Here is a 13722-nt window from a genome sequence, read left to right on the forward strand (position 1 = left end):
TCACCCGCCTGGCCCGCGCCTACAACAACGTCGTGCCCTCGTCGGGCAAGGTGCTCTCCGGTGGTGTGGACGCCAATGCACTGCAGCGCCCCAAGCGCTTCTTTGGCGCGGCCCGCAATGTCGAAGAAGGTGGCTCGCTCACCATCATCGCCACCGCCCTGGTCGACACCGGCAGCCGCATGGACGAAGTGATCTTCGAAGAGTTCAAGGGCACCGGCAACTGCGAAATCCACCTGAACCGCCGCCTGTACGAAAAGCGCGTGTTCCCCGCCATCGAGATCAACAAGAGCGGCACACGCCGCGAAGAGCTGCTGCTCGCTCCCGAGATTCTGCAGAAGACCCGCATCCTGCGCCAGTTCATGTACAACATGGACGAGATCGAATCCATGGAGCTGATGATCAAGAACATGAAGGCCACGAAGACCAACGTGGAGTTCTTCGACATGATGCGCCGCGGCGGCTGATTCCGTGCCGGCCCCATGCAAGCCGGCACGAGCCACGAAAAGACCCCACGGGCTTTCGCGCCAGTGGGGTCTTTTGCATTCCCCGCCCGGAAGGCAACGGGCCTTTAGAGCCGCTAACACAGCCCTCGATACATCGTTGCTTCGCCTTGTCGTACGCTTGTACTGCCTGCGGCTTCGCGCCTCGTCTCGATCGCAAACCTTCGGCTTGCTGGGTCGTGTTAACAGCTCTTAGGGCCGGGGCATGAATTTCAGCAGATGCCCGCCTTTGCGGCGCATTTGCCCGACCCACTCATACACCACCGGCTCCTGCCTGGACACCTCCACCTTGAGCCTCAGAATCAGCACGCCCAGCACGGCGGCCAATTCCACCAGCGCAAAGCTGCGTCCTCCGCACACTCTCCTGCCCCAGACGAAACCGGAGATCGTGCCCGTTCCCATGCCGAAGCCTTCCCGCCTGGCCGCGCGCAGGTCCGGTTTCCAGGGATCCGCCCGGCCCAATGCCTTGTGATTGACGCCGACGAGCGAGACCACCACGACGTCGCCAGGCTCCACATTCATGTCGGAGAGCTGGTCCGCGTCACGGGCCAGGCGCGTGATGAATGGCAGCGGCGGATACAGCCGCAGCAGCTCGGAGATGAAGCAGCGCAGGTCGGCATGTTGCGCGATCGCGGACTCCAGCGCCTGCGGATCGTGTCCGTGCAGCGCATGGACTTCGCGCATGGCGGCGTGCAGATGCTCCTGAAGGTCAGGGTTTTCCGCCAGCAGATGAAGCGCCCAGCCTATTGAATAGGAAGCGGTGTCCGAACCCGCATCGAACAGCGTCGTCAGCTCCTTCTCGAACGTGAAATCGAACCCCGGCGCGGACTCCGCCTCCAGCATGGCATTGAGCATGGGGCTGTGCGCAAAGGCATCGCCGCGCAGGCATTGCAGGGCGTTGAAGATGGTCTTGCGCAGCTGGAGGATTTCACGGATGCGTTCCTTGCTGTCCTTGAGCGACTCCTGCCCGGGCGGGACAAAGGCATAGGAGGAAGCCAGCTCGATCAGCCGCGATGCGCTGTCGTGCGCCATCGGCAGATGGCTCAGTTCCACCTCCAGGAACATCTGCGTGAAGATGGACAGCATCCCCTGGTGGACCAGCGCCTCGTCCAGCACCTGGGCGTCGGGCTCGCGCAGCAGATGCTCCGCCATGTGCCGGCCATGCGTCATGCTGACGGAGAACGCACGGCTCGCGTCATACTTGCTGAAGAAGGGCTGTGACAGATTCTGGCGAAACTTCCATTGCCCGCCCTCCTCGGTCAGCCTGGAGTTGCCTGCCACCTGCGATATCCACCTGGAATTCTTCGGGTAGTTATCGACATTGCGCCGCATGATCCTGTCGGCATCCTCCAGGTTCTGGATGACCAGAACCCGCTGGAACCCATGCTGCCGGCAGATCTCGTTGCGCCCGGGACGGTCACGCGCGAGATCGTATATGTAGTGGCAGAAGCGCGATGAGATGTCCTGATGGCTCATTGCCGGGACGCCATCAGTTGCCCCAGCAATTCCGCCAGATCGCCCACCGTCTTGACGGACATGAGGCGCAGGGGATCGATGGGCTGCCCGGATTCAGTCTCCATCGCCACGACGATCATCTCGAACGACAGGCTGTCGATGTTCTTGAGACCGATGATGGTGTCTTGCGCATGAATGCTTTCCACGGGGATGAGCAGGCTCTCCGAGATGATGCGTTGGATGGCGGCGAGTTGGGGATGGTCCATGGTGTCGAGACAGGAAAGAGGTTGATGTGGTCATGTGCGCCGGGCTAGTCCGGCTGCTCGGAATCCGCGAGTACCGGAATCTGTGCATTTTCAAAACGCGCCAGTGTCGATGCGCGAGCCTTCTTGCCCGATGACGTGAAGGCGATCGTTCCATTGGGAACCATGCAGGCGCGCACCCTGGAGCCCGCGGCGGCGGTTGCCGCAGCGGCGGCCCGCTTCAATGCGTCTTGCCGGCATGACTGGCGCACGGCCTTTTCATGCAGCAGCAGGACCAATGCCGGCGATGGGCCCGAGAACGGGCCTGCCTGCGCCCTTGGCGGCCAAGGCGGCGGCAGCAGTTGCATATGCTCCCGCGCTATCCCCGCCTCCTCGCTTGCGGCAAGCTCCACATCGAGCGGCCACACGTTACGGCCATTCACGACGATCAGGTCCTTGCTCCGCCCGGTCACATACAGCGCTCCATCGGCGCTCACAAAACCCCGGTCGCCCGTCTCGACGCTTTCTCCTTGCGCCGCGGCCCGCAGCACGCCGCCGCAAAAGTAACCGGACAGTTGCGCAGGCCCCCGCACGCTGATCTCGCCCTCGGTTCCCGCTGGCAGCATGCGCCCGTTGCCGTCGCTGACAAGCAGCATCCAGCCCGGCAAGGGACGCCCGCAGCTCACCAGGGGCCTTGCGCCGTCATCGGACGCATGCGCCTCGTGTGCGCAAGATGCCTCGTCAATACGGAAACAGGCGCGCAGTTTCTCGAAGGAGGCGTCGCTCATGGTCACCGCCAGGGTCGCCTCCGCCAGTCCGTAGCTGGGTTTGAAGGCATGGGCATTGAAGCCGTGCTCCGCAAAAGCCCGCGCAAAGGCCTGCAATGCGGTGTAGTCGATGTAGTCGCCACCCACGCCGGCAATGCGCAGGGCATCGAGCCGCGCGCCCGACGCCAGCGACGCCGCGCAGGACGCCGCCATTTGCCATGCGAAAGGCGGCGCGTAGGTAATGGTGCTGCGGTGTTCAGCCATCAAGGCAGGCCACAGGCGGGGCCTGCGCGCGAATGCGGAGGGCGCCAGATAGTCCACGCTGACTTGTCCGCACAGCGGGGCCAGCACGAAGCCGACCAGCCCCATGTCATGGTAGTAAGGCAGCCATGAAAACGCGCGATCCTCGGGCCGAAGCGCCATCCCCGCCCCGAGAATGGCGTCGATGTTGTGCATCAGCGCCGCATGGGAAATGGCGATCCCCTTGGGCTGCCCCGTGGAGCCGGAGCTGAATTGCACGTAGGCAATCGCATCGGGCACGACGTCCGCCGGCATGGCGGGCGCCTTGGCTGCGGCCGCTGCAGGGGCGGCAAGATCCTCCCATGCCAGCATGCCGACGCTGCCCAGCCCATCCTCCACGCGCAACCGCTCCAGCAATTGTCCGGGACCCAGCAGCATGGAAATGCCGGCCGCCGCACACATGTTCGCCAGTGCCTGCGAGTAGCGCGAAAGATCCTGCAGAGGGCCAGGCACGGGAAGCGGACAGGCAATGCCCCCCACCCACAGGCTCGCGCAGAATGCGGGCAGGAAATCCGGCCCTGTGACGGCAATGATGCCGATCCGCGGCCCCATTCCGGACGGCTTGCCATGGCGGGCCGCGCCATCCATCCGCCGCTCCAATCCCGCCGCGTAAAGGCGGGTTTTCTCAAGTATCTGCCCATATGTCAGCCGATGCTGCAAACGGCCATTCGTGTCGAACCAGCAAAGCGGCTGATCGGGCACTCCCGCCGCATATTCGAGCGCCTGAAGCAGATTCGAAAAGCCGCCAATGCGCCGCTCAGACATGTTCTGAAAAGGAAGGGCTGCCTTTTTGCGGGCGAAGGCTCAGGTCCTTGAAACAGGACAGCACCATGACATCCTGCCGCTTGCCGTCCTTTCCCAGGATTTCCTGCCTGAGCGTCGCCTCATAGACGAAATGCACGGTATCTATCAGGGCGAAAAGCAGCTTGCGATTGCTGGTCAACACGCGTGACGTGATCTTGTCGATGCCGCGATGATCGAACATCTCGTCGCACAGGGGGAACCAGGACTCCCAGAAAACCTCGCGGCCGATCCTGATCCGCGGATCCGCGCCCAGCGTCAACGTCGCCACCCGGTGCTGGGGCGTGACGCTGAAGTTGTAGAAGGCCAGCAGTTTTCCGCTGGACTTGCTGAAGACACCGATCAGGAAATGATGGATATTGTCGAAACTGGCCACGAACGCGCGCAAACCATCGATGGAAAAATGAAGCGCCGGCAGATTCAGGCCCTGGAGCATCTGCTCGTCGTTGAACCACTGCGCGAACTCGGGCGTCACATCGCTAGCCAGCAGGCTGCGCGTGAGCAGGTTCGGGGTTTCGATGTGAACGCCCTTCGCCCCGGCGCCGGGCCTTGCCGCCACGGGCTGCGGCGCATGCAACGGGATACGGAAGCCTGCGGAACTCATGTGATCACCTCTGATATCTGCCAACGGATTGTCATGCCACCTCAACCATTGAGGCTGCGATGCAAAGCCAGCAGCCTCTCCCAGTTTTGCTGAACGGACACATGGTGCAAGGCCACCAGGGAAGCCCAGCCATTGCGCACCCACGCCGCCAGGATGGGATCGGGCAATGCGTGATAGGCCTGCATGTCGATCATCCGGAACCCGCCCAGCGAATAGGTATTTCCTGGAGAAAGCTCCATCGACGCCTGCCGGTCCGCCAGCAGCCCATGCTGCTCCAGCGCCCGCATGAAGGCAGCGGTCTGGCTGGTGTCGGCATGGCATTGCCTGCAAAAACGCACAACCTGCTCGAGAGCCTGGTTGGGATGGCCCTGGTGGTCGAACAACGGACGGGCATCCGCGTATTCATGCAGGGGGACCACCTGCCGGGCATGGGGATCGAACCACAGGCTGGCATTGCGGCCATCGGGGTCCGGCTGCATCCAGAACGGATAGCGGCGCAGCCAGCCAGGAACATAGGTGTCCGCCAGCCACTGCCCCTGGGCATCCACGAAGAGATTGCGGCCCTCCACGAGAGCCGTGATCACGACGGGAAAACCCGTCGCGCCCGCGAGGCCGAACACGATGGGATAGCAGGCGCTGGCGTGCCAGAACTCGCCGACCCCCAAGGGAACGGCATTGGCGGCGCGGGCAGCGGCCAGGTCGGGCCGCTCGCGCAAGCCCCAGCCGAGATGGACAGCCGGGTCGAGCGCGGTCAACTCACGATAGAACATGGGCGCGGCAGGCGGCGCGATCATTTCGGTCATCGGTCCAACAAATGGATGGGAGCCATGGCATGGTGCCGAGGAGCGGCCATTACCGCCTCACCACGCGCCGCCTCAAAATGCGCGAGGAAAAGGCCGCGAGCAAGCCGCCCAGTCCCAGCAGCCCCCACAGGGACAGCGACGGCACGGGCGTCAGGGATCTCGCCGGAGGCCCCACGTAGGGACTGGAAACCAGATACCAGTTATTGCCTGTCTGCTGCAGCTTGTACAGGAAGCCGCCGACGATCAGGGGCGAGGCCAGAGCAAAGCTGTTCGCCGCATTGCCGCTGTCGGCCTGCACCACCAGGATGCCGTCGCCGGTGGTCTGCGCTCCGGCACCATTCAGATTGCTGATCTGCAACAGGGTCGTCCCGCTGATGGTTCCGGTGACGTGCAACTTGTCGCTGGGGCTGCCATCCAGTCCCAGCACCGTGTCGAGCTGGACCACCCCACCACCGCCCGCCCAGGTCGTGGCATTGGCGATATCGTAGGCGCCCGCGCTGGCGCCCCCCGTCAACTGCAAAACTCCTCCCGTTTGCGTCACTGCGCCCAGGTTCTGGTTGGTTCCGCCTTGCGCAAGCGTTCCGCCGCTGATGCTGGTAGCCGTCAGGCCCGGCAGCACGTTGCTTGCCGGCAGCACCAGAGTGCCGCCGCTGACATCGATGCCGCCGGAAAATCCTGACTGATCCAGGGGGTGGTTCGTTGACACACTCGGAGCACACGGGGCCACGGTATCGAACACCCACATGGCGGGATCGAGCACCGGCAGTTCCGCCACCGACGCGGAAATCGTCGTGGTTCCCGACTGCTGGACCAGCTTGCCATTGCCTGTCAGCGGCAAGTTGAAAGTCAGGCTTCCGGTGTGATTGAACTTCAGTTGCGAGGCGGGTTCCGTCAGGTTGATCTGCGATGCCTCGATCTTGCCCGCGGGCTCGGCGATTGCCGTCTCCGAACCATAGACGACACTGCCAGACCCCGAGACATTCACGGGACCCAAGCCTCCGATCATGGATAACTGGTAGTAAATAATGGTTTCACCAGCGGGCAGTATTTGAGCGGAGCCAATTTTTACGGTGGCATCGTTGGAGGTGATCAATGCGCCCCCGCTTCCGATCTGAACCTTTCCTATCGATTCCTCATGCAAGACCATGGGGCTTCCATAGATTTGGTGGAAACCGGCCACCAGCAATTCCGCGCCACTGCCCGTTGCACGCGCCACGCCTGTCGAAAGACCGTCCGCGCTCAACTGAAGCGAAGCTGGCGCGACAGGAGACTGCGAAGGGTTGGAAGCCTGGCAAAAGCCTTCGGAGCTGTATTCATTGCCATTGGAGATCAGTGCCTTCCCAGCCCCAAGCACATTCAACGAACCATTGCCGCCATTGGAGCCCACCGCCAGCCCCGTGTAGAAATCCGCCTGGTTGGCAAGACCGCTGGCTGTGGGCTGCACGGTGACGGAACCCGTTCCGGCATCCTTGCCAATGAAACTGAATGGCAGAAGGTCGCCCACTTGCGAATTACTACTACCCATGGGATTGCCCGATGCCAGCTTGCCGTTCCCCAGGATATTGATGGAGCCATTCGAGGCTGCGCCATCGCCCACCGCGAAATAGCGGATGGGATCGGAAGAGCCCGGATAATTCAACTCGCCCGTCGCGAAGTCGAACCCCACGCCGTCAATATTGACTTCGCCACGCCCGCCGTCCTGTCCGATCAAAACATTCCGTTGCAGGGAACTGAAAACCAATGCATTAGGGGATGTATATCCCAACTGCTGGGGAGTTTTACCTGCCCCCAATACATCCACGACACCCGAGCTACCTGCTCCCAACCCCACTCCAAGGCTGGTGCTGGTTGTCTGCATTCTCGCTCCGCCGTATGGCGGTTGAGCCCTTACGTCCATGGAGAGATAGCCCGCCCCCCCAAGATCTCCTACCCTGAAATTCGGGTCCGTAGGTCCCAAGACAGGCATATCGGGATCATCAGTGTCGCCAACCCAAAAAGAGATGTAGGACGCACTGGAGTCCGCCGTAATCGCCAGTGAGCCGGAAGCAGCATGTCCTATATACAGGCCTGAGGAAGCAATGAAGCCCGAATTCTGATCAGTGACATTCCAAGCGGCAGCGGGCGAAGACGAGTTGATGACGTTGGCGCCACCGCTACTCATTACGCCTGCGGACCACGCGGAATCTTCGGTGATCTCCCCTGGCCCCACCCAGTAATTGGGAACCGCCCAGATACTTCCAGCCGAAGCCATCGAAAAAACACCAACCAGAGCACGCCCCAGCATGCTCAGTTGGTAGGGGGTTTGGTGATTTTTCTTCATGAGAACTCCCTGGTGTCAGGCATCCAGCGCCAGTGCAATCAAATTCAGAAAAATTTCATCAACGCAATGGCATTGATCAAAACTTAACAGCACTTACATATTTTTAAAACATCCATCATACATATAACAAAGCCATTGAATTTTATATAATTGTTAAAAATATAAAATCACTCAAATCAGTCAATAACGCTCACTAATATTAATTACTCACAAAATTCACTTATTAAAACAATAATCCATACTTTTTTATTTCTGAATATAACATCTTCTAATTAAATGGAAAACTCCCGGGCAGTCTCCTGCCGAGGATCACGCCGGAATTCATTTGCCGCTCTTTATATTTCGCCTTGCCCGTTTGACAAGTTGCGCGAGTCCGGAAACCTCACACAGGGCTGCTCAACGCCACGCCCTGAATATTTCAGATTTCCAGCCACTGGCGCGCGCCGTGGTCGTTTCTCAATTGCGGGGCCGATCCCGCGAACACGATCTCACCCTGCCCCATGACCAGCACACGGTCGGCAATATGCAGGGCCATGCCGAGCTTCTGCTCGATCAGCAGCACGCCGGTCCCGCGCTCCTTGAGCTTCACGATGAATCGCGCAACCTGCTGCACCAGCCTGGGGGCAAGGCCTTCGGTGGGTTCGTCGATGACGATGAGCTGTGGATTGCCCATCAGGGCGCGGCACAGCGTGAGCATCTGCTGTTCGCCGCCGGACAGCACGCCCGCCGCCACGTGCCGCCGCTCATGGAGTTGCGCGAACATGGCGTACATATCCTCCAGCGTCCAACGCGGGCTTGCCGTGCGCTCATTCTTCTCTCCGAGCAGGAGGTTCTGCTGCACGGTGAGCACGGGGAAGATGTCGCGGCTCTCGGGTACATAGCCGATTCCGGCCCGCGCTATTTCAAAGGTCCCGAGACCGGAAAGGCTCCGGCCTTTCCAGCGGATGTTCCCCTGCCAGCGGACCTGCCCCATGATGGCCTTGGCGAGCGTGGACCGCCCCGAGCCGTTGCGGCCCAGCAGCGCGACGATCTCGCCCGCGCCCACCTCCAGATCCACGCCATGCAGCACATGGCTTTGGCCATGGAACGCATGCAGTTGCGACACCTGAAGCACTTCAGCGCTCCTCCATGTCCAGCGACCCCAGATAGGCCTGCTGCACCCTCGGGTTGGCTCGCACCTTCCGGGGCGTGTCGAAGGCAATCAGTTCGCCTTGGTCCAGCACGGCGATCCGGTCGGCCAGGCTGAAGACCACGCTCATGTCGTGCTCCACGGTCAGCAGGGTGCGGCCCTGCGTGAGCCGGCGGATCAGTCCGGTGAAGTGCGCCGTCTCGCTGCGGCTCATGCCGGCGGTGGGCTCATCGAGCAGGATCACGCGCGCGCCGCCCGCCACGGTGATGCCGATCTCCAGCGCGCGCTGCTCCGCGTAGCTCAGTTGCGACGCAAGGTCGTTGCGCCGATGCGCGAGGCCCAGCGCATCCAGCAATTCATCGACACGCGCATTCACATCGTGCGCATGGCGCAGGAGCCGCCAGAATGCGTACCGATACCCCTGGCTCCAGAGCATGCCGCAGCGCAGGTTCTCGAACACGCTGACGCGGGTGAACAGGCTGCTGACCTGGAAACTGCGCGCCAGGCCCAGCCGGTTGATCTCGAAAGGACGCTTGCCGCTGATGCGCTCGCCATGCAGCAGCACCTCGCCCGTGGTCGGCGATGCGCCGCCGCTGATCAGGTGGAACAGCGTCGATTTGCCCGCGCCGTTGGGGCCGATGAGGGCGACGCGCTCGCCCTGCTTCACCGACAGGCTCACGCCACGGATGATCTGCGTGCGGCCAAAGCTCTTGCCCACATGGCGCAGCTCCAGGGCCGGCGGGGCCGATGTCGCATTGTTCTTCATGCGGCGCCCGTTTTGCGGCGGCAGGCCGCGAGCACGCCCAGCCCCAGCAATGCCAGGGCGCAAGCCGCCGCCCAGTGAAAGGCATTGCCCACATCCAGCGTGAGGCGCATGAACTGCAGCGTGGGGTCCAAGCCCCCATCGAGCCGCAGGTGATACAGCATCTCGACCAGCGTACAGGCTCCCGCGAGCATCAGCACGCCGCCCAGGGCCCGCGCGACATATCGACGACGGCCGCGCCACGCCCGCCCGTCACGAACGGCTCGCATCAGGGATACCCCCATTGCCGCGACACCGCCCGGCGCGAACATCACCGTCAGCACGAACGCCAGCCCCAGATAGAGCAGCCATGCCTGCGTGTAATGCGACAGCAGGACCGAAGAGCACACCATGAGCACCGCTCCGACGACCGGCCCGAAAAAGTACCCGGCGCCGCCAAGAAAGGTGAACAGCAGATAGGCTCCAGAGCGCGGCAGCCCCAGGCTGTCGGCGCCGGTGACGATCTCCAGGTGGATCGCCATGAGCGCGCCGCCCACTCCCGCGAAGAAACCCGACAGCATGAAGGCCAGATGCCGCACGCGCCGGGGATCGTAGCCGATGAACTCCGCGCGCGCCGGGTTGTCGCGCACGGCATTCAGCATGCGCCCCAGCGCGGTTCCCGTGAAGAAATACATCGCCGCCCCGCAAAGCATGCAATACACCGCGATGAGGTAGTACACCTGAAGCGCCGAAGCGAACGTCAGCCCCAGGAATGGCGCGCCATACACGCGGTTGATGCCGATTCCGCCCTCGCCGCCGAACACCTGGGGAAACATCAGGGCCATGGCGGCGACCAACTCGCCCACGCCCAGCGTGATCATCGCGAACGTGGTGCCTGCCCTGCGCGTGCAGATGAATCCCAGCAACGCCGCCACGATCAGCCCCGCCAGCCCCCCCACGACCGGCACCAGCACCAGCGGAACCGGCCATTGGCCCTGCGCCGCCAGCCGGACGCAGTGCACCGCCGCGAACGCGCCGAGCCCGGAATAGACGGCGTGGCCGAAACTGAGCATTCCGCCCTGGCCGAACAGCATGTTGAACGAGAGACAGATGATGATCGAATAGCCGATCTGCGACAGAACGCTGATTGCAAGGCTGCTTGTGGCGAGCAGCGGCGCGGCCGCCAGAACGATGGCGAGCAGCGCGAAGACGGACGGCGCCGCCGCTCGCCTGGATGAGGAAAGTCCTTCGCGGAGCGTCTGCATTGCCGTCATCACTCCCGCGTTCCGAGCAAACCGCGGGGGCGGATGGCCAGCATCAGCACGAGCAGCAGGAATGGCAGGATCGGCGCGATCTGCGACACGCTCAATTGCAGCAGCGCCGATGCTTGCGCGCCCTGCGGCTGCGGCGCCATGCCCCATCCCGCCAGCATCTGCGCGAGCGTGATGTCCATGCCCGCCGCCAGCGTCTGCATGACGCCTATCAGCAAGGAAGCGAGGAACGCGCCAGCGAGCGATCCGAGCCCGCCCACGATCACCACCACGAAAATGATGGACCCCACGGAAGCCGCCATGCCCGGCTCGGTCACATAGGCGCTCCCTCCCATGACGCCTGCCAGGGCGGCCAACGCGCAGCCCGCGCCAAAGACGAGCATGAACAGGCGCGGCACGTCGTGGCCCAGCGCCTCGACCATCTGCGGATGCGTGAGCGCCGCCTGGATCACGAACCCTACGCGCGTGCGTTTGAAAACATACCAAAGCGCAAGCAGCACGATCACCGCGACAAGCATCATGAACGCACGCGAGCGCGGAAACTGCACGCCATACAGATCGAACAGCGGGCCCCGCAGGACCGGCGGCAGGTCATAGGGAACGACCGAACGCCCCCAGAGCAACTGCACCAGCTCCAGCATCAGGTACGACAGGCCGAAGGTCACCAGCAGCTCCGCCACATGCCCATGAGCGTGCACGCGCCTGAGCACGAACCGCTCGAACGCCGCGCCCGACAGCCCGGCGAGCAGCGGCGAGACCACCAGCGCGGGCCAGAAGCCGAGCACGCCGGACATCGTGTATCCAAGATATGCCCCCAGCATGTAGAAGCTCGCATGCGCGAAATTGAGCACGCCCATCATGCTGAAGATCAACGTCAATCCCGAGCTCAGCATGAACAGCAGCAAGCCGTAGCTGATGCCGTTCAACAGTGAAATCGCAAGATAGTCGATGCTCATCGGAAAGTGGCTGCGCGCATGTGCAAAAGCCGAACTCTAAATGAATACGGCGCGCGCTCCGCGAAGAACGCGCGCCGCGGGGCCGGCCGCATGGGCCCGCCGCCCATGGCATCGGCCGTCAAAGGCCCGGCAGCTTGTAGCCCTTCAGGTCCTCGCGCAGCTTCGTCTTGAGCATCTTGCCGGTGGCGCCCAGCGGGATCGCATCGACGAACACCACGTCGTCCGGAATCTGCCACTTGGCGGTCTTGCCTTCGTAGAACTTGAGCAGTTCCTCGCGCGTCAGCTCCTTGCCTGGCTTGATGGCCACCGCGACGATGGGGCGCTCATCCCATTTCGGGTGCGGCATGCCGATGCACGCGGCCATCGCCACCGAGGGGTGGGCCATGGCGATGTTCTCGATGTCGATCGAGCTGATCCACTCCCCGCCCGACTTGATCACGTCCTTGGTGCGGTCGGTGATGTGCATGAACCCGTCCGGATCGATGGTCGCCACGTCGCCGGTCGGGAACCAGCCTTTGCCGAACTCGTCCTTCACCAGGGGGCTGCTGCCCTTGTAATAGCTTTGCAGCACCCAGTGCCCGCGCGCCATCAGATCGCCGTAGCTCTTGCCGTCCCAGGGCAGTTCCTTGCCGTCGGAGTTCACGATCTTCAGGTCGACTCCGCAGAATGCGCGGCCCTGCTTTTGCAGCAGCTTCATCTGCTCTTCCCGGGGCAGGCCCAGGTGCTTGTTCTTGAGCGTGGACAGCGAGCCGAGCGGGCTCATCTCCGTCATGCCCCAGGCATGCAGCACCGTCACGCCGTACTGGTCCTGGAAGGCGTCGATCATCGCGGGCGGACAGGCCGATCCGCCGATGACCGTGCGCTTGAGCGAGTGGAACTTCAACCCGTTGGCGCTGACGTGGTTGAGCAGCATCTGCCAGACCGTCGGCACGCCCGCCGCCATGGTCACGCCTTCGCTCTCGATCAGTTCATACACCGACTTGCCATCGAGCGCCGGCCCCGGGAAAACCACTTTCGCGCCAGCAAGGGCCACCGTGTAGGGGGTGCCCCAGGCGTTCACATGGAACATGGGAACGACGGGCAAAACCGCATCGCGCGCGGAGATGCCCATCACATCCGGCAGCGCCGTGGCAAAAGCATGCAGCACGCTCGAGCGGTGGCTGTAGAGCGCGCCCTTGGGATTGCCCGTGGTGCCGCTGGTGTAGCACAGGCCGGAGGCGGTGTTCTCGTCGAACTCCGGCCAGTCGTAGTTGTCGTCCTGCGCGCCGATCCAGGCTTCGTAGCTCTCCAGGTTGGGAATGCCGGTGTCGGCCGGCAGTTTGTCGGCATCGCACAGCGCAATCCATTTCCTGACCGTCGGGCACTTGTCGTGCACCGCCTGGACGATCGGCAAAAAGGTGGTGTCAAAACACAGCACCTGGTCCTCGGCGTGGTTGATGATCCACGCGACCTGTTCGGGGTGCAGGCGCGGATTGATGGTGTGCAGCACGCGCTCGGAGCCGCTCACGCCGTAATACAGCTCCATGTGGCGGTAGCCGTTCCAGGCCAGCGATGCGACCCGGTCGCCCGCGGCCAGCCCCATGGCGTCAAGCGCCCTGGCCAATTGCCGCGCGCGGCGAGCCAGATCGCGATAGGTATAGCGATGGATATCGCCTTCAACGCGGCGAGAAACGATCTCGGCGTCTCCATGATGGCGCTCCGCAAAACGGATCAGGGACGAAATCAACAACGGTTGGCTCTGCATTAGGCCCAGCATGCTTTTGGCTCCTTAATCTCCACATTTCCCAGGACTTGTCCGACGAGGCTTCCGCGCCGCATGGCATGGCATGGCA

11 protein-coding genes and 1 pseudogene are annotated in these 13722 nt (G+C 62.8%); 1 reads left to right on the forward strand and 11 read right to left on the reverse strand.

What is annotated here, in order from left to right:
- Positions 1-464: pseudogene (gene rho / locus ABWP92_RS12880) on the forward strand (transcription termination factor Rho); the annotation flags it as partial.
- A gap of 228 nt (positions 465-692) precedes the next feature.
- On the opposite strand, the gene ABWP92_RS12885 reads toward rho, so the two are convergent.
- From ABWP92_RS12885 to ABWP92_RS12935, 11 genes are all read right to left on the reverse strand, one after another.
- On the reverse strand, positions 693-1976 hold the full coding sequence (locus ABWP92_RS12885; protein WP_353235788.1) for a cytochrome P450: 1284 nt from the start codon (positions 1974-1976) through the stop codon (positions 693-695).
- The gene (locus ABWP92_RS12890) at positions 1973-2221 is read right to left on the reverse strand and encodes an acyl carrier protein (protein ID WP_353235789.1); all 249 of its coding nucleotides are present in this window, start codon (positions 2219-2221) and stop codon (positions 1973-1975) included. Before ABWP92_RS12890 ends, ABWP92_RS12885 begins: the two co-directional genes overlap by 4 nt.
- Positions 2222-2265: 44 nt before the next feature.
- Positions 2266-4029 (reverse strand): AMP-binding protein, encoded by a 1764-nt coding sequence (locus tag ABWP92_RS12895; protein ID WP_353235790.1) that lies wholly within the window; start codon positions 4027-4029, stop codon positions 2266-2268.
- On the reverse strand, positions 4022-4669 hold the full coding sequence (locus ABWP92_RS12900) for a GNAT family protein (protein WP_353235791.1): 648 nt from the start codon (positions 4667-4669) through the stop codon (positions 4022-4024). The genes ABWP92_RS12895 and ABWP92_RS12900 overlap by 8 nt, the downstream gene beginning before the upstream one ends.
- Before the next feature lie 41 nt (positions 4670-4710).
- Positions 4711-5472 (reverse strand): SapC family protein, encoded by a 762-nt coding sequence (locus tag ABWP92_RS12905; RefSeq protein WP_353235792.1) that lies wholly within the window; start codon positions 5470-5472, stop codon positions 4711-4713.
- A gap of 49 nt (positions 5473-5521) precedes the next feature.
- On the reverse strand, positions 5522-7792 hold the full coding sequence (locus tag ABWP92_RS12910) for an autotransporter outer membrane beta-barrel domain-containing protein (RefSeq protein WP_353235793.1): 2271 nt from the start codon (positions 7790-7792) through the stop codon (positions 5522-5524).
- A 418-nt stretch (positions 7793-8210) separates the two neighbouring features.
- A complete protein-coding gene (locus ABWP92_RS12915) occupies positions 8211-8906 on the reverse strand; it encodes an ABC transporter ATP-binding protein (RefSeq protein WP_353235794.1) in 696 nt (231 codons plus the stop codon).
- A gap of 1 nt (position 8907) precedes the next feature.
- Positions 8908-9687, reverse strand: a complete 780-nt coding sequence (locus ABWP92_RS12920) for an ABC transporter ATP-binding protein (protein WP_353235795.1) — start codon at positions 9685-9687, stop codon at positions 8908-8910.
- The gene (locus ABWP92_RS12925; protein ID WP_353235796.1) at positions 9684-10928 is read right to left on the reverse strand and encodes a branched-chain amino acid ABC transporter permease; all 1245 of its coding nucleotides are present in this window, start codon (positions 10926-10928) and stop codon (positions 9684-9686) included. Before ABWP92_RS12925 ends, ABWP92_RS12920 begins: the two co-directional genes overlap by 4 nt.
- 8 nt (positions 10929-10936) lie before the next feature.
- Positions 10937-11890 (reverse strand): branched-chain amino acid ABC transporter permease, encoded by a 954-nt coding sequence (locus ABWP92_RS12930; protein WP_353235797.1) that lies wholly within the window; start codon positions 11888-11890, stop codon positions 10937-10939.
- Between the two features lie 118 nt (positions 11891-12008).
- The gene (locus ABWP92_RS12935; protein WP_353235798.1) at positions 12009-13646 is read right to left on the reverse strand and encodes a 3-(methylthio)propionyl-CoA ligase; all 1638 of its coding nucleotides are present in this window, start codon (positions 13644-13646) and stop codon (positions 12009-12011) included.
- Positions 13647-13722 lie beyond the last annotated feature (76 nt).

The sequence above is a fragment of the Diaphorobacter ruginosibacter genome (assembly GCF_040396215.1).
Taxonomy (GTDB): domain Bacteria; phylum Pseudomonadota; class Gammaproteobacteria; order Burkholderiales; family Burkholderiaceae_C; genus Diaphorobacter_A; species Diaphorobacter_A ruginosibacter_A.